General features: G+C 56.1%; 12 protein-coding genes and 1 riboswitch. Of the genes, 6 read left to right on the top strand and 6 right to left on the bottom strand.

What is annotated here, in order from left to right:
* On the top strand, window positions 1–1830 hold the full coding sequence (locus tag ACN0RV_RS07715) for a WecB/TagA/CpsF family glycosyltransferase (RefSeq protein WP_417347054.1): 1830 nt from the start codon (window positions 1–3) through the stop codon (window positions 1828–1830).
* Entirely contained in the window at window positions 1827–3026 is a 1200-nt protein-coding gene (locus ACN0RV_RS07710; RefSeq protein ID WP_417347053.1) for a glycosyltransferase, read from the top strand. Before ACN0RV_RS07715 ends, ACN0RV_RS07710 begins: the two co-directional genes overlap by 4 nt.
* A 28-nt stretch (window positions 3027–3054) precedes the next feature.
* Here the strand turns inward: ACN0RV_RS07710 and ACN0RV_RS07705 are convergent, their stop codons facing one another.
* Complete coding sequence (locus ACN0RV_RS07705) at window positions 3055–4614, bottom strand: HAD family hydrolase (protein WP_417347052.1); 1560 nt, start codon at window positions 4612–4614, stop codon at window positions 3055–3057.
* 400 nt (window positions 4615–5014) lie between these two features.
* Window positions 5015–5099: riboswitch (cyclic di-GMP riboswitch) on the top strand.
* A 451-nt stretch (window positions 5100–5550) separates the two neighbouring features.
* Between ACN0RV_RS07705 and ACN0RV_RS07700 the strand changes: the two genes are divergently transcribed.
* The 4 genes from ACN0RV_RS07700 (at window position 5551) to ACN0RV_RS07685 (ending at window position 12874) form a co-directional block, all read left to right on the top strand.
* Window positions 5551–9231, top strand: coding sequence for a hypothetical protein (locus ACN0RV_RS07700; RefSeq protein WP_417347051.1), 3681 nt, complete (start codon window positions 5551–5553; stop codon window positions 9229–9231).
* Between the two features lie 95 nt (window positions 9232–9326).
* Complete coding sequence (locus ACN0RV_RS07695) at window positions 9327–10172, top strand: zinc-dependent peptidase (RefSeq protein WP_417347050.1); 846 nt, start codon at window positions 9327–9329, stop codon at window positions 10170–10172.
* Between the two features lie 164 nt (window positions 10173–10336).
* Window positions 10337–11668 (top strand): FMN-binding protein, encoded by a 1332-nt coding sequence (locus tag ACN0RV_RS07690; RefSeq protein ID WP_417347049.1) that lies wholly within the window; start codon window positions 10337–10339, stop codon window positions 11666–11668.
* A gap of 57 nt (window positions 11669–11725) precedes the next feature.
* The gene (locus ACN0RV_RS07685; protein WP_417347048.1) at window positions 11726–12874 is read left to right on the top strand and encodes an FAD:protein FMN transferase; all 1149 of its coding nucleotides are present in this window, start codon (window positions 11726–11728) and stop codon (window positions 12872–12874) included.
* Window positions 12875–13498: 624 nt separating this feature from the next.
* Here the strand turns inward: ACN0RV_RS07685 and ACN0RV_RS07680 are convergent.
* The 5 genes from ACN0RV_RS07680 to ACN0RV_RS07660 all read right to left on the bottom strand — a co-directional run bounded on the left by ACN0RV_RS07680 (window position 13499) and on the right by ACN0RV_RS07660 (window position 16939).
* Window positions 13499–13996 carry a hypothetical protein gene (locus tag ACN0RV_RS07680; RefSeq protein ID WP_417347047.1) on the bottom strand — a complete coding sequence of 166 codons (498 nt, stop codon included), beginning with the start codon at window positions 13994–13996 and terminating at the stop codon, window positions 13499–13501.
* 42 nt (window positions 13997–14038) lie between these two features.
* On the bottom strand, window positions 14039–14524 hold the full coding sequence (locus tag ACN0RV_RS07675; protein ID WP_417347046.1) for a hypothetical protein: 486 nt from the start codon (window positions 14522–14524) through the stop codon (window positions 14039–14041).
* A gap of 556 nt (window positions 14525–15080) precedes the next feature.
* Window positions 15081–15218, bottom strand: coding sequence for a hypothetical protein (locus ACN0RV_RS07670; protein WP_417347045.1), 138 nt, complete (start codon window positions 15216–15218; stop codon window positions 15081–15083).
* A 73-nt stretch (window positions 15219–15291) separates the two neighbouring features.
* The gene (locus ACN0RV_RS07665; protein ID WP_417347044.1) at window positions 15292–15717 is read right to left on the bottom strand and encodes a putative iron-sulfur cluster-binding metallochaperone; all 426 of its coding nucleotides are present in this window, start codon (window positions 15715–15717) and stop codon (window positions 15292–15294) included.
* A 190-nt stretch (window positions 15718–15907) separates the two neighbouring features.
* Complete coding sequence (locus tag ACN0RV_RS07660; protein WP_417347043.1) at window positions 15908–16939, bottom strand: porin; 1032 nt, start codon at window positions 16937–16939, stop codon at window positions 15908–15910.
* Window positions 16940–17091: the final 152 nt, after the last annotated feature.

Here is a 17091-nt window from a genome sequence, read left to right as displayed (position 1 = left end):
ATGCGCATACTCCACGTTGTCCGTCAGTTTGCTCCCGCCATCGGTGGGCTGGAGAACTTCGTCAAGTGTCTGGTCACCGAGCAGCGCCGCCAGGGGTTGGACGCCCGGGTGCTCACAGTCAATCGCGTCTTCCATCAGAGCGAGGAGATTCTGCCGGATCAGGAGTTGGTCGAGGGGATTCCGGTCATCCGTATCCCCTACAGAGGCAGCTACAAATACCCCATCGCTCCGGCCGTTTTAAAGCACCTGGCGAGCTTCGACCTGATTCATGTGCATGGCGTCGATTTCTTTGCCGATTACCTGGCGCTGACTCGTCGTCGCCATAAAAAACCGATGTTCCTCTCCACTCACGGTGGCTTCTTTCACACCAACTTTGCCCGCTCGTTGAAACAGGCCTACTTTCACACGGTCACTCGCCGCACCTTGACCGCCTATAGCCGTGTCTTCGCCTGCAGCATCAATGATGCCGAACTGTTTCAGCCTTTGACTCAGGATCGGCTTGAGCTGGTGGAAAACGGCGTGGAGATTGGCAAATTCTCCAACCTGGGAAGTCAAAATCTGCTTCCCCACCTGCTGTGTCTGGGGCGATTTTCCGACAATAAGCGGATAGACAAGCTGCTGTTTGCCATGGAGCAGCTGCGCAAACTCCAACCTCAGGCCAGGCTTAAAATCGTTGGCCGGAACTGGGATAACAACCTCGAACGCCTCTGCCAGCTGATCTCGCAATTGTCTCTGGAAGAGTGCGTCTCCATCGAAACGGATCTCTCCGATGAGCAGATCCGACAACGGGTTTCTGACTCCAGTTTTATCGTCAGCGCCTCAGAGTATGAAGGCTTTGGCCTCACCCTGGTGGAGGGGATGTCTGCGGGACTCATTCCTCTGGCCTCCCCCATTCCAAGCTTTCGTCGCATCGTCGACAGGGCAAAGGTGGGACGCGTCATGGATTTCGACGACCCCGGCGACGCCGCCCGGGCCATCCACCACTACATGGAGGAGTGCCAGGGGAGTTACGTCGACCAACGCACTCAGGCAATACAGGCAGCTGAGCGCTACGCCTGGCCCGGCGTCACCCGCCAGTTCATTCGCGCCTACCGGCAGGAACTGGAGTCCCCGAGGGTGATCCAGGGCGTTCGCCTGGACGCCCGCTGCGGCGAGGAGGTGATTCACCTGCTGGATGACGCGGTCGAAAGGAGGACGCCTCTGAAGATGGCCTACGCCAATGCCCATACCATCAACCTGGCCAGACGGGATCCCGAGTATCAATCGGTACTGAACCGCTTTCTGGTGGTCAACGATGGCGTCGGCGTGGAGATCGCCAGTCGCTGGAAATATGGCCGCGGGTTCAACGAGAACCTCAATGGCACCGACTTCACCCCAAGATACCTGGCACAGAGTCGCCACCAGCTGAAGGTGTTCCTGCTGGGCGCCGATGAAGAGAGCGTCTCACGCTGCTTCTCCATCTGGCGAAACCACTACCCCCATCACCACTGGGTAGGCTACCACCATGGCTTTGCTCCCGAGGAGGCCCAGGCGGGGATCTGTGACACCATAAAGCGAAGTGGCGCCGACCTGGTGATTGTGGCCATGGGCAACCCCAGGCAGGAGCGCTGGATAGAGCACTACCAGCCCCACACCGGCGCCTCCCTGGCCATCGGTGTCGGTGCCCTGTTCGACTTTACCGCAGGCAAAGTGCATCGGGCGCCCGGCTGGATCCGGGCCATGAGGGCCGAATGGATCTACCGGTTGCTGCAGGAGCCCGGGCGCATGTGGCGCCGCTATCTGCTGGGTAACCTGAGCTTCCTGTTTAACGCCTGGGGGGATCAGTCATGACGGGCACACCCACACCCCAGATGGGCGGGCGCCGCAAGAGAGTGCTTCACCTGGCGGTGGAGTACCCCTCACTGAACCGGGATACCAACACCCCGGCGGTTCGGCATTTCATTCGCGCCAACCCACAAGTGGACTACCGGGTCTTTGCCCTAAGGCGCACCGCCAACCCTTTTGCCGTGAATGCTCTGCAGGGGGACGACCAGGGCGATCAGCATGTCACCTCGATGAAATATTGGGGCCTGCCCTTTGGATTGCTTCTGTTTATCAGCATGACCCTGGTGGCCTGGCGCATTCGCCGGATGTTACGTCAGGAAGGCCTCAGCTTTGACCTGATCCATGCTCACAAGTTTGCCTTCGAGGGGATCGCCGGATGGTGGCTGGCCCGTTGGCTAAGGGTTCCGCTGGCACTGTCGGTACGAGGCGAAGCGGAAGCCAAAATCCTCAAGTACAAGCCCCACTATGATCTGTTCTTCCAGCGGCAGCTGAAGGATGCCTCGCGAATCTACTATGTGTCCGCCTGGTTCAAACCCCTGCTCAACGCCCGATTTGACCTTCCTGCGGAGAAACAGAAACTCCTGCCCAACTTTGTCGCCGAACGCCACTGGAATACCACACCGGACTTTCAGGCCGATCGCCTTGTCTCCATCATGGATCTCAACGTGCTCAAAAAGAAGGGACTCGCCCGCCTGGTGCGGGTAGTGGCCAAATTGGCGCCCAGATACCCTGATCTGACCCTGGAGATCATTGGTGGAGGCACGGCTGCAGCCTTCGACGAAGCCAGGAAGTTGATCGACCATGCCGAGATGAGTGACAGAGTGATCCTCAAGGGCGAGATGGACAACACCAGCCTTTTGTCTGCCCTGCCCCAGTATGGGGGCATGGTGCTTCCCAGTGTCGATGAAACCTTTGGCATGGTCTACGTGGAAGCACTGCTCAGTGGCGTCCCCATTCTGCATTCCGAAGAGACCGGCATAGACGGCTTTCTCGACGATGTTCCGGCTCGCGTGGTGGCCGACCCCTACAGTGACGACTCGGTGGCAGATGCCATGGAGCAGCTACTGGAGAACCAGCGGGATTACCGTGACTGGCTGTTGGCTCATCAGGAGTTACTGGCTGAGAAGTTCAGCAGGACGCAGCACATCAACGACTACAATCGTGACTTTCAATTGCTGCCCCTAAGCAAAATGACCACCTGAATAAGTGGCTTCGACAGAGTCCCCTCCGTCAGGCTCCCTTGTCCTCCTCGACACCGGTCGGCAATACGCCGGGCTCTGCTCTGTCCGCAGGTTTAAGCGGTGCCATCGCGTCCCTGAACCCCCACACATCCTTGGCGGCACGTACCACAACATAGGCAAGAATGACCAGCGTCTGCCACTGGGTTAACTGCGACCAGCTTGTCGCACCGGATACCCAGCAGAACAGCAGCACCATAAACAGCATCAGCCCATTAAACAGGTGCAGCGGCATGCCTTTACGTTCCCCCCCAAATCGATAGGTCACATAGGGTATCCATTTGGACAGACCGTGGGTAAAGCAGAAAAGTGCCCCAACCAGCGAAGAGCTGAACACAACGAAATACCCCGCGGTTCTGGCCAGTTGCAGCAGCAGCATGGGTACCGCGCGTCCTCTCTCCCTGATGCGGTTAAACCAGAAGAAGGTGCCTCTTACCACCAGGAGCAACAGCATGAAGCTGATCCAGACCGAGAGCGTCGCTTCCATGCCCTGCATACCCGACACCCGGGGCACCCAACTGAGATCCCGCGCCAGCCAGGCGGCGGGTAGCGCCAGAGCCATGGCACACACCCAGGCAAACCAGGGTCGAAAGGCACTGCCCAGCCTGAGAAACGCCTCACTGACCTTAGGCTTGGCCTCGTAGAGCAGACCCAGCCTGTCATTCTCGGCATAGCCAATCTCATAGGCACTGAAATAGGAGAGCAGGAAGAGAAACAGGCTGGCACAGGTGAGCAGGGGCTCAGGGCTGGTTAAGCCGAACACCAACACTATGGTCAGGTAGTCATGGCCTATGACGGATCGGGTAAAGTAGCTCTCCGTGGGGCGCTTTACCTTCTTGGTATACACGAAGGGCAGCATGGGATCCATGCCTGCCCGTACAGGGCGGCTCTCTGGCCATCTGCACAGCAAGCCCTTCGCGCTGGCCTCGAGCAGATCCCTGTCCAGCATGCTGTCAGTGACGCACCAGGCTCGCCCTAACACCTTCTCACCAAGAGACAACCTGATGGATTGCGCTTTTCCTTGCTGACGGAAATGGACTGCATTGTCCAATGTTGAACTCACCTGCAATGGCCAGGGAATTTGGGCGGCTTCCAGCAAGGGCTTCACGATAAAGTCAAAGCCGTAGCTCACCAGATAGATGGGACCATGGTGACGCCGCAACGGTTCGACCAGCCTGTGGTTAACAAACCCAGGCCCCAACTGCCTGACACGTCTGACCCACAGCTTCCTGGACCAGGGAAACAGGATAAGCAAAGCTTTGACCCGATAGAGATCCCGGTAATGGCGCTGTTCAGTGCCGGTAAACCACCGCCAGGGTTGCAACACGTCCATAAATTGCAGCAGCAGAGCCACCAGCAGGGACGGCTGTACCGAAGCAATAAACTGTTCGGTGGAGTTACTGAGCCACAGGGTATCGTCCACATCCACCAAAAGAGGCGTCCCATCCGGGCAGCCCCTCAGACTGTCGACGAGTTCATCGGGCTGTACCAGAAAAGGGGGGGCATCCTTCCTTTGCTCGCATTCGCTGACCGGCACTTTTGTCTCGTCCACGAAGTCAACTCTCTGTTTCCTTTAACTGGTCTAAGTTTAGGCAGGCTGTGCTGGTCCCTCCACCTCCCGGGAAAAAACACCCTCAACCGGGCAGATCTTGTCCACACAATTCTCACAAATGAGATTCTCCCCTCACACAATGTCCGCCTAAATTAAATTTTCCCTACTGACAAAGAACCTTTTGCACATAGTAAATAACAAAATTTTTACCACTCACGGAAGTGGCTGTTTTAAGGTTAGATAAACACCACTTTGCGCCATTTTTACCCTACATTTCCAAACATTAGGTTGTTTTTCGATCATTGATTAGGCATTCTAACCTCGCCTTAGGGCACACGCGTCGCTTGCAACACATAAGGAATGTTAACCACATGTTGCGAGCGACTGTTGTAACCACGACAGCAGACAAAGGCAAACTTAGCGAAAGCTAAGGACGCAATATCTCCGGTCTAAAGACTTCGGTCCATGATAGCGGGATTACCTCATGTCGATGGTGTACTGTGGACACACAACTCCTTATTAGAATGGAGGTTGTGTCTTGTAGTCGCAGTCCCTCACTGACGTCGCCATTTTGTCTGCCCAGCTAAATTGAGGCTTGTCATTATGGCTCGGCAGTTTTATTGGGGGAAACCACTTGGGCAAGGTGGTGCGCTATCGCATGCCCTTGTTTTTGTTTTCTTTCTCTCTATTTTTTTTCCTACGACCGTAACCGCATCCAACGCCGTTCATTTCAACGGCAGCGACGCCTATTCCAAGATTGATGCCTGGCAACCCAGCGGCCCCTACAAGGTTGTCGCCTGGTTGGCCGAGCTTCATCCAACGTCCAGTAACAGGACGATCCTTCTGAGTTCATCCTCAACCACCGATTTCCTGTCATTTACCCACAGCAGCGTTCAGGGTAAATGGGGCAGCGACTATCCGGGTGTTTGGAACAAGTTGGATTTCGCCACCTCGCGCTACCTGGAGATCCAGGTGGATTACGGCAAGCTGACTGCATCCGACGGCACCTCCACCAGGAGTGTGCGCAACAAGAGCATCCAGCCCACTGCGACCGCATTTGACTGGCTCTATCGCCGCGGTTACAGCGACTTCTCTCAGGGTGCCATCCAGGGACTGGCCCTGATCGATCTGGCGAATGCCGCCAATTCCCGAGCGTTTGCCTTTCATCAGGGCAAAGGCCTGGTCGAGGTAGGCGGCAGCGCGTCCTTTGACCCTCTGGTGAACATTGGCACAGGCGACTGGCGCACCGGCCCCCATACCATCGACAACCCCGCGCCTGACCATTTTGACGATGGTCAGTGGAATGCCGCATTTGGCAACGGCGGTGTCGATCCCGTGGAGCCTACCGACCCAGTAGAGCCCACTGACCCAGTGGAACCGACCGACCCAGTGGAGCCGACAGATCCTGTCGAACCTGCGCCTTCCGGTGAGTCTACCGCTGCACGCTTTAACGGTGACAACGCCTATGGCGAGATTGCCACCTGGCAGCCAACAGGTAAGTTCCGCGTCATCGCCTACCTGAGCGAACTGGACCCCGTTGCCGATCAGCGCACCATCCTGCTCAGTGACTCCAAATCCAAGGAGTTCATCGGTCTGAACCATGGCAGTGTTCAGGGGCAGTGGAACGGCCAGTACCCCGGTATCTGGAACAAGTTCAGCTTCAACGCCACCAAGTACCTGGATCTGACCGTCGATTTCGGCAAACTGACCGCCACCGATGGTCAGGTGACTCACAGCATCAGCAACAGCGCCATCGACCCCACCAGCGTCGGCTACAACTGGCTGATGCGCCGCGGCAGCAAAGATTTCTCCCTGGCTGGCGTACAGGCGATCATCCTGATGGATCTGGTCAACCCGGAAAACTCCCGCGCCTATGGTTTTGAAAGCGACCAGGGCCTGGCGGAAGTGGGTGGCACCAGTGGGGTAAACACCCTCGCCGGCGTACAGACCGGTGACTACTCCGTGGGTACTCACCAGGTAACCAACCCCGACAGCAGTGTGTTCAGCGACGCCGAATGGCAAGCCGTATTCGGTGGCACTGACACCACTGACCCAGTTGAGCCTACAGATCCCGTTGAGCCCACCGACCCGGTTGAGCCCACAGATCCTGTTGAGCCGACTGATCCGGTTGAGCCTACCGATCCCGTTGAGCCCACGCCTCCTGCAACCACAGGTCAGGCGGTACGCTTCGACGGCGTCAACAACTTCGGTGAGATCGCTTCCTGGCAGCCCAAGGGTAAGTTCCGGGTTGTGGCCTGGCTGACCGAGCTGGACAGCGACAGCGGCGCGCGCACCTACCTGCTGAGCAATTCCGGCACCTCCGAGTTTATCGGCTTCACCCACAAAGATGTGCAGGTGAAGTACGGCAGCGACTTCCCCGGAATCTGGGGTAAGTTTGACTTCGCCGGTCAGCGTTACATCGATGTGACCATCGACTACGGCAAGCTGACCGCCAGCGACGGTGTCACCACCGCCTCTGCCAGCAGCACAGCCTTTGATCCGACTGCGGTCTCTTTCGACTGGCTCTACCGCCGCAACGGCACCTACTCCAAGGGTGCCCTGCAAGCCATCAGCCTGATCGATTACGCGGACCCTGCCAACTCACGCACCTACGCCTTCGATGCCGAGCAAGGCATGGTGGAGCTGGGCGGCAACAACGGTACTGTGCACAACACCAGCGGCTCTGATTACTTCCAGGGCAACCTGAGTGTGTCTAACCCCGAACCTACTCACTTCGACCAGGCTCAGTGGGATGCCTTCTACCCCGAGTCTGATGCCCCAGTGGACCCTGTTGATCCAACCGAGCCCACAGACCCGACCGAACCGACTGATCCAGTAGACCCGGTTGATCCCGTTGACCCGGTAGACCCAGTCGACCCGGTGGATCCTGTAGACCCAGTTGATCCCCCGGTGACCAACCCGGATGCTGGCCTGCTTCTGCCTGCCGACGCCAAGGCGGTGCAGTTCGATGGCAACGGTGCCTACCTGGACCTGCAGACCTGGCAGCCTGGCGGTGAGTACCGCGTTGTTGGCTGGCTGAGCCAGCTTGACGGCAACGCCGATGCCAAGAGCTACCTGATAAGCGGTAACGGCAACTACCTGGCGTTCAGCCACCACAGCGTGGAAGCCAAGTTTGGCGGCTCCACCGTGCGCATCGATGGCAGGTTCGCCTTCGACCAGACCCGTTACGTAGAGATCAACGTAAAGTCTGGCGTTCTGACCGCTTCCGACGGCCAGACCACGGTATCAACCAACAATGGCGCGGTGTCCACCAACGCCAGCTATGATGCAGCTTTCCGCAACGGCAGCAGCTACAGCAAGGGTACCCTTCAGTCTCTGGCTCTGATTGACTACAGCAACGACAGCAATGTTCGCGGCTACACCTTCAATGCCAGCCAGGGCGTGATCGAAACCAAGAGCAACAGCACCGACGCCAGCTATCTGTCCGGTGTCGGCTCAGGCGACTTCCTGACCATCAGCCAGAACGTGGTCGCTCCCCGTCCTCTGCTGGCGACTCAGGCAGAGTGGGACGCTCAGTTCAACAATGTGTATGGCAATGGCCGTCCCCTGCTGAACACCACCAATGGCAACGATCAGAAGAAGTTTGCCTGGGAAGGTCACTACTGGCTGCGTTCCTACCTGACCATGGCCAAGACCTTCAACGACGACAAGTACCTGGACTACGCCGTTGAACTGATTGACCACATGTTCAACTACACCGACGAGAAGCGCGTTGCCCGTGGCGAGCTGAACCTGGGTAGCCAGCCCTACGACCTGGCCCCCAAGTACTTCCTCAACAACCCTGGCAAACCTGCTCCAGGCTGGCGTCGCCCCTACAACGGCTGGCGTATTGAGGTGCTGAGTGATGGCCAGATCCTGAACGCCATCACCCGGGTTGCTGACTACATCAAGTCGGCCAACAAGACTCAGTACACAACCAAGGCGGACCAGTACCTGGCGGAAGCGGCGCGGATCATCCGCAGCCACGACTCCTCATACAGCACCACCAAAAACAGTGCGATTCAGGGGTCCTACTTCTACGTTAACTACAAAAACAGCGACTATGGCGACTCGGGGCTGTTCTCCAACCCCATGCCCTACAACCACGACATGACCATGGGTATCGCCATGATCTATGTGAACAAGTGGCTGGACGGCGGCGAGCCTGTGATGGAGCAGCGGGTACGAGATATCCACGGCTTCTTCACCGACCATATGCGCTACAACAGTGACGGTACCTGCACCTGGGATTACGCCTTCAACAGCAGCGGTGACAACAAGCTGGAAGACGTAAACCACGCCCACCTGGACGTTGGCTTCATGGTAACCGCCTACAACGAAGGCTATGCCTCCGATGACAGCGATCTTAAGTGCCTGACCAAGACCCTGACCGACAAGGTGTTCATGGCACCTGGCATGCTGCACTACGACGTCACCGGCGGCGGCATCAGCAAGCGTTGGGACCAGATTGCCACCGGTTACGACTGGTCTGAACTGGCCCCCTGGGATGCCCGTGTTACCGAGATCAACAAGCACGTGCTGCGTCAGTATGGTCAAGTCACCTGGTACCGACCCTACCTGGCCTGGGCCCAGATGCTGCACTGGCAGAACAAGTAATCCCCCAAAACACAAAGGCGGCCTTCGGGCCGCCTTTTTTTGTTGTCACTTTCCCAACCATTCCCTTCCCTGGCTTCTGCGGCTAAGCTATGGCCATGTTTGACTTTTTCTCCAACTGGCGGCGACAGAAACTGCTGGCCCGTTTCGACCATGAACGCCGGGCCCGCTGGCAACAGAACCTGGATGCCCTGCCGATCCTTAATGGTCTCTCCACAGACGAGCAGGCTCACCTGTTGGAGCTGGGCTGGTGCTTTCTTCACGACAAGCGCTTTACCCCGGTGATGGGGGCCAAGCTCACCGATGATCACTGCATCGACATCGCCCTAATGGCCGCCCTGCCCGTGCTCAATCTGGGGCTGGAGGCCTATGGAGTGTTCCATGAGCTGCTGATCTATCCTGAGGAGTTTGTCAGCGATCGCCACTACCTGGACGACAACGGCGTCGAACATCAGAGCGTGGAGGAGTTGTCGGGTGAGGCCTGGGAACAGGGGCCGGTGATCCTGTCCCTGTCTGAGCTGGGTTACAGCAGGCAGTGGAGCGGGTTTAACCTGGTGATCCACGAGCTGGCCCACAAGCTGGATATGGCCAACGGCGGCATCGCCGATGGGCTGCCGGCGCTGCCTGCGGCCCTGCAAAAGCGGTGGCTGGAGGCATTCCCCACTGCCTTTGTTAATCACTGCCGTCAGGCTGAGTTGGCCCAATCCCTGCCCGAGGGCTCGGCCCAGGCGAACCTGGCCTGGGACCGACTGTGGATAGACCCCTATGGCGCCGAGAACGAAGCAGAGTTCTTTGCGGTCTGTGTGGAGGCGTTCTTCACCGATCCCATCGCCCTGAACCTGGCCTCCCCCTCGCTCTACCAACTGCTCAGTCAGTTCCTGGGGCAAAACCCCATAGAGCGGGCACCGCAATGGCAGCCCCTGCCCCACCTCTGCCAGAACTGATTTGCGCCCAAACTCCAGGCCGCTCCGCCCAGTGTGAAGCCGGTCACCCTTCTTCCCGCGCTACGGAAAACCACTATATTGCCCCTCACGGCGTTTAATTAGTCTGCTAGTCAAAGGTCAACTCCGACCCGGTCAACGAGTTACAAACGAGTTAGGAGCCATCGATGGCAGCACATAACAACACACGCCGCTACGCACTACCCGCCGCAACCCTGGTTGCCCTGGCCATTTCCGGCTGCGCCAGCCAGGCGCCCCAGGGCAAATACGTAGACGGCACCCACGAGGTTTCCGGTAAGGGAAAGAAGAGCAACATCACCCTGCAGGTGCAGGTTGAACAGGGCAAGATTCAGCAGATCACCACCCAGTCCCACAAGGAAACCGAGTCTCTCTACCTCAACGCCGAGCGCCTGTTCCCGAAGATTGTCAGCAACAATGGCCACGAAGGCATCGATGCCGTCTCCGGCTCCACCTTCTCCTCCAACGGCATCCTGCAGGCGATCAACAGCCTGCCGCGCACCGACGGCTCAGCGCCTGAATACCAGCCCGTGGGCTCCTCCGAGGGCAAGGACGACGAGTTCAAACTGAAGTGGTCCATTCAGCCCAAGCTGGGCCTGCTCAAGGGCGACTACTACTACGAAGAAGCCCGCTTCCGTCAGGGGCACATGGGCAGCATGATCATCGTGCTGGACAGCGCCAACACCAGCGACGTCATCCTGGCAGAGTTTAACGAGAGTGGCCGTCCCAACTACTACACCCGCATCTACCAGGACGTACCCAAGCGGATGTCCGAGTACAACTTCTCCATGGGCAAGAAGAAGGGCACCGCCTGGGTGCAATCCGCCCTGACCATGGAAAAACTGATGGTGGAGAAGGACAAACTGACCTTCGAGCCCAACCCGGATTACGATCCCAAGCTGGCCAACAAACTGAAGCAGCCCAACCGTCTCAAGTACCAGGGCCTGGATATCGTGGCTGGCGCCTCCAACTCCATCCAGCAGTCGATGGTGCCCCTGACCGCCAAGATCCATGACCGCATCCAGGACGAAGGCACCCAGCTGAAGATGTACCAGAACGCCGAGCGCCTGACCGACGCCAAGGGCCGCTGGACCGGCGTTACCTCACTGCTGCGCTTCGTGGTGGACACCAGCAGTAAAGAGATTGTCAACGTGTACTACGACGAGATCTTCGCCGACTCCAAGCAGGAGATCCGCGACGCTTCGCTGAAGAAGCACTACCGCCAGTCCAAGTACGACTCGGTGTACTACGTCGAGCCCGCCCGCATCGGCTTCAACGTCATGTTTGATGCCCTGAATGAGCATGTGAAAAACGGTGGTTCCATCTTCGACATCAACGACCTGCCCGCCACCGGCGACACCGGCAGCTACGCCCAAACCGGCTTCACCAAGCGTTCCGCTTCCTGGGACACCTACCTGAAGCAGGCCGACCTTCTCTACAAGGAGATGCGTGCTGACCAGGTGGTGCGCACCCACGACTAACCCCATAGCCGAAGCCCTGCACGGGCTTCGGCTGTTCTTTCTCCAGAGAGGCTCACCATGTACTCCCCTATCGACCGCCTCGCCCAGCTGTTTATCTTTGCCCACCTGCTGCTGGCTCCCTTCGTCTGGGCCGACGCATCGGATGCCGACCCCAGCAATGGCTTTTGCCAGCAACATGGGCTGATTCAGTCTGAACCGAACCTCAGCGTGCTCTACACCCTGGACTACTTCGGCACCTCCATCAGCATCGAGATCCTGGATGATGGCGGCGAAGATGCGGAAACCGCCCTGTGCCAGTCGCTCAAGCTCATCGAGCACTACCACCAACTGGCCTCGGACTACGACACCTATCCAGGATTGGTGAACATCAAATCCATCAACCTGGATCCCACCGCCACCCATAGGGTTAACCCCGAGCTGTTCGAGCTGATTCAGACCGGAGTGGAGTGGCACCGCCTCTCCGAAGGCTACTTCAACATCGCCATCGGCCCCGTGGTGCAGTTGTGGCGACAGCACCGCTTTCGCTGCACTAAGGGCGCCAGCAACGAGAGGGAGTGCAGCCTACCCACCGATGCCGAACTGCGCGCCGCCGCCGAACACACCCGCATCGCCAACATCCAGCTGGACCCCGCTGACCACAGCGTCACCATGACCGAGGGGATGAGCCTGGATCTCGGCGGCATCGCCAAAGGCTGGATGGTGGAAAAGGTACTGGACCACCTCAAAGCACAGGGGATGCGCTCTGTGGTAATTAACGCCGGCGGCAACATCCGCCACTACGGCCACCACCCCGAGGGCCGCCCCTTCGTCACCGCCATCGAGGACCCAGTGTGCCGTAAGCACGACTTCCAACTCCCAGGCTGTGACCAGATGGAAAGGCGCTACACCGAGGTAGTAACCGGCGAAAACCTGACCGTGGTCACCAGCGGCAACTACCTCAAATACTTCGAAGTGGGTGGTAAGGAGTACCACCACATCATCGACCCCACCACCCTCTACCCCAAGCAGGGCGGCGTGGCCACCTCTGTGGTGCTCTCAAACAACCACATCTACGCCGATGTGCTCTCCACCACCCTGTTCCTGATGCCTCTGGACCGGGCAAAGGCTCTGGCCGAAAAGCTCAGTTACCTGGAGGGCGTCTGGGTACTGGATGAAGATGGCAGGCGAGTCTACAGCTCGGGGTTTGAGCGTTTCAGTCATCACTAGCCGACAGCGGCTTACTTGATCGTCCCCTCTCCACCTCCCCAGTGCTCGCCACTGGGGAATTTCTTTGTTTCAGGCGCTTAGGCAAATTCACCTTAGGTCTCCAAACCACGCATGACGAATGTCGGCTTTGGCATGTAGCGACCATAGCGATTTGGAAACGAAAAGGTTATACGTGCAGAATCCAGGTGGATTACAGGGCATGGCCAATTTCACTGGAGCACTACAGGGGCTGTGATTGAGGTCATCGACAATCAGATAAATGAGACAATCTCTTGTGGAGTAACCGCCTTAATTCAAAACTCAAGTTATGAAGAAAAACTAGAGAATCCGAATTGACCAGTTTGCCGATCATATAAAGCTTTAATTGGCACCCATGTGCGTGCCGGGTTCTACAACGTAACCGCGTAATAATACGGTTACAGAAATGGGTGCACATACGACGTTAAAGTTAAACAGTGCTTATGCTACGTAAACAAGGCATGACTTAAAGCCAGTTAAATCAAGTTATAGCCAGCCAAGACTATAAAGGAAACTCAGAGGCTGTTTATGCGTACAGGTTAAGGGGGATGGAATAAAGTTTATTCTTCCCCCTTGTTTTTTGCTGACGCTGTAGAACTAACTCAGCTATTGAATCAAAACAGGTGCATAGCCAACGGCTTGATAACCCATAGAGGAGATGAAAGTATTACCCACGACTGCAATTTCGGGAAGAATTGTTGCATTATCGACCCCGAACAGTGACGTGGCGACTGAACAGGCTTCTAGGCGAACATTGGGTAGTGCAGCCATAGTCTTAATCAATGCTTTGGTGGTGTCGTTGGCGTTATCGTCGATTAAGGTGACCGATGGGCCACGAAAGGCGATGACAAACATTGGATCAACGCCTTGGTCTTTCAATCCATTGCTGGTTTCCAAGATGACATCGAAGTAAAGCGCCAATTTATCGGCGTCAGCTATGTTGACATCAAAAAACAACTTTCCAGTGGTTTCTCCGGCCAGAGCGACCTGGTCATTTGGTTCTGCTGGGTACAGGGTTGAATCGGAGTCACTACCGCAACCAGCGGTCAGCAGTACCGTGCCGAATAGACAGGCAAGTAGAGTACATTTTGATATTTTTTTCATAGTAATTTCCTTTACAGCTTTAAGGTGTACGAACGGCGACGGTTACATAATGGTAACTGTCGCGTACCCCTTAGTGCTGCTACCAAATCCAGCGGCGGAAATAAATGTGTTACCAACCACGTTGATGTCAGCAAGGATGTCAGCATTATCGATGCCAAACAATCTCGTGGCGACGGAACAGGCTTCAAATCTAACACCGTTCAGCCCTGCCAATGTTACGATCTGGGTTTCCAGCGCAGCATCAGAAGCCGCGTAAGTAATAAAAGAAACTGCCGGACCACGGAAGGCGATTACAAAATCTGGAGTAACACCTTGTGCTTCGATACCGTCATAGGTTTCTTTGATGACATTCAGGTATAAGGGGAGACTTTCTGGAGTGCTGAGATTGATATCAAACAGGATTTTCCCTTCGGTCAAGTCACCGAGAGCGACGCTGTCATTTGGTACCGCGAAAGCTGTTGTTGTCAGGCAGGTGAAAGCCAAACTGAAAGCAATTAGCATGGTTTTCAGGTTGATACGTTTTTTCATGATTTCTCCTTTTTGAGGGGTAGTAAAGTTGGAGCCAATGAATAAAACGAAATTATTATATAAGCAACACCTAATACAGCGAAACCTCATAAAAGCGTGAGCATCCTCTCCAATAATTATATTCAGACACTAGAAGTGTGACTTACGTTAAATCATGGCATTCATATAAATAACCAAGATGGATTAATTAAGATTTTACATGACACTTCGGTTTTAAAAACTGAAGGTTATCAACTCTGATTGGTTGTAATCAAATATTTAACAAAGAAAAGGGGAGCCCTCATGATTCATGAGTGGCCATTGCATTATTGTAAATATTCCGATTTTAGTGTCACTCGTAATTAGAATTTTCCGGTGTGGTTGATTTGTCCAGATATTCCCACAGAGTCAGATCACCTAGTGAGTCCAGTGGCCGCTCCTAGTTGTACGCTCGAGTCCTGTTGTCCTTCAGTTCGCTGCATCATTCAGGGCTTTAAACACGTATCTGTTTAGGATTTCATCCCAACAGGTGCGATTGAACCCTTCGATGTATGAGTCTGCGTTGGTTTGCCAGGTTCTAGCCACAACCAGAGATAAGAACCCGCCCTGTCTGCTGGGTACTTTTTAAGAATTGCTCCAAGACCAGTGGCGTCGATGCCGTATCCCAGGGCGTGCGCTTATTCCAAAATCGCACATCCCAAAACTCCGGTGACACCGGATTTTCCTCTTGGGCCAAAGTCTAGTTACTGCCACTCTCTTTCACTGCCATAGAAATGCTCTGCAACCCCTTAACGCTTAGGGAAACTCGCCAAACAACAACTGCCGGCAGGATTCTTGGTCGTGCAGGAGCAGCGCTTCTGTTTCGTTTCCTCTAACACAAAGTCCCGAACCACAGGGTTGTTCTCAGCCTCACCTCTGGTCACGCCGTAGCAGTAGCAAATCAGGGCATCTCCCGATGGATCTTTAACGCCCACTTTCGTGCGAACCGCTGATGTTTTGATGACTGAATTGTCCTGACCGAAATACACCACATCGCAGGCAGGATCAGAGCAGAAATAGTAACCCTGCTCCTTAGCCTCCCACTCCCATGGGGCCTTGATATGGTGCTTTATCGTTGTTGCTGATACCTGACCGTATGCTTGTCCGTTCTTTGGACAAGCATGCTTTTTCGGATAATGAGTTTCTTGGCGCGGTGACGAACAACAGCCCGACATAACCTCTCCTTCAACGCATCAAAAAGTCAGATTTCATCATACAAGCGATGACCATCCATGAGTAGGTGGACGGAAGGTAATGAATCCGTTCACCTTGGGTAGATGATTTTTGTTTGTGGCATCTGCAAACAATAAAAAAGCCCCCGCCGCAGGAGTCGGCGAGGGCCTTCAGGGGTGAAACTGTAGGGAGTTAGAAGTCGTAACGCAGGCCGACGCTGGTGATGGTGTCGTCGAACTCGCTGTACTCATCCACGCTGAACTGGCCCAGTTCGGTATGCAGTCTCAGCTGCTTGGTAAAGCGGTACTCCGCTCCCACTGCCCACTGGTTGACGGTGGGCACCACATCAGCCTGGGCGCCCAACTTGCCGTAGACGCGGCCGGCGATCTTGCCGGTACCGGAATCATCCTCACCGTACTGGGCTTTCAGTTTCCAGCCCCCCATCTGGTAGGTGGTGCTGACGATGTAACCGAACCCGTCGCGGTCACCGTAACCGGCGGCATTGGGGTTCACCAGTTCGGACTGCTGCATGATGGTGCCGAAGGTCCAGTCATTCATCTTGTAGTGGGCCACAACACGGGACGCTTCGATATCTTCGATGCCGTCGCTGTAGGCAGCAGCCAGGTAGAGGTTACCGTGCTTGAACTTCTTATCGCCGTAGGTCAGCGCCAGCTGGTAGTTGCCGTTGTCTTTACGGGGATCGTCGTCGCTGTAGTAGTCATCTTCCAGCAGGTAGCTCAGGCCAAACTGCAGACCGCTGAACTTGGCGGTGCGGTACTCCAGGGAGTCGCCGTGACGCTTGTCACCGGCAAACAGACGGTCGTGCTTCAGGCTGTAGTTGTCAAAAGCGTCGGCAAAGCCCTTGGACATCTTGAATACCGGGTCGATGCGGCCGAACGCCAGGGAGCCGAAGGTGCTGTGCTTCAAACCGGCGTAAGTAGGGCGGGAAGAAACGGTCTTGCCATCCTGGTCATCACCATTGACGCCCAGCTCTACCCGATAGAAGAATGCCAGGGCATCGTTGATGGGCACTTCGCCACGAATCCCCACACGGGTGAAGTTGTTCTCCAGGATAGTGCCGGACTTGCCATCATGGGTGGCGGAGCCGGAATCACTGTTGGTCACCGAGTAGTCGATACGACCGTAAAACTGCATCTCGCTCGCCTGAACGCCAACGCTGGCCAGACCGGCCACCATACCTAGTACAACGGGTGTTAGTTTCATCACTCTTCCTCAGCGGGCCACCAGGCCCGGGCTTGGGTCATTTAATTATCTGTTTGCAATTTGACTGTAAAAAACGGCTTCCTGGCGTCCCTACCTGGAGCGGCCACCCTCCCAGAGTTCGAATCTGGAAGCGGCGCCCTGGGCCTGTTAAC

The sequence above is a fragment of the Ferrimonas sp. genome, assembly GCF_048263965.1.
In the GTDB taxonomy this organism is placed as follows: Bacteria; Pseudomonadota; Gammaproteobacteria; order Enterobacterales; family Shewanellaceae; genus Ferrimonas.
The sequence above is the reverse complement of the archived record's forward strand: the minus strand, read 5'-3'. Positions and strand labels throughout refer to the sequence as shown.

What these genes read in the sequence shown, in the direction of transcription:
- ACN0RV_RS07715 (WP_417347054.1), top strand. Translation starts at nt 1, where the DNA reads ATGCGCATACTCCACGTTGTCCGTCAGTTTGCTCCCGCCATCGGTGGG.
- ACN0RV_RS07710 (WP_417347053.1), top strand. Translation starts at nt 1,827, where the DNA reads ATGACGGGCACACCCACACCCCAGATGGGCGGGCGCCGCAAGAGAGTG.
- ACN0RV_RS07695 (WP_417347050.1), top strand. Translation starts at nt 9,327, where the DNA reads ATGTTTGACTTTTTCTCCAACTGGCGGCGACAGAAACTGCTGGCCCGT.
- ACN0RV_RS07690 (WP_417347049.1), top strand. Translation starts at nt 10,337, where the DNA reads ATGGCAGCACATAACAACACACGCCGCTACGCACTACCCGCCGCAACC.
- ACN0RV_RS07685 (WP_417347048.1), top strand. Translation starts at nt 11,726, where the DNA reads ATGTACTCCCCTATCGACCGCCTCGCCCAGCTGTTTATCTTTGCCCAC.
- ACN0RV_RS07680 (WP_417347047.1), bottom strand. Translation starts at nt 13,996, where the DNA reads ATGAAAAAAATATCAAAATGTACTCTACTTGCCTGTCTATTCGGCACG.
- ACN0RV_RS07675 (WP_417347046.1), bottom strand. Translation starts at nt 14,524, where the DNA reads ATGAAAAAACGTATCAACCTGAAAACCATGCTAATTGCTTTCAGTTTG.
- ACN0RV_RS07665 (WP_417347044.1), bottom strand. Translation starts at nt 15,717, where the DNA reads ATGTCGGGCTGTTGTTCGTCACCGCGCCAAGAAACTCATTATCCGAAA.
- ACN0RV_RS07660 (WP_417347043.1), bottom strand. Translation starts at nt 16,939, where the DNA reads ATGAAACTAACACCCGTTGTACTAGGTATGGTGGCCGGTCTGGCCAGC.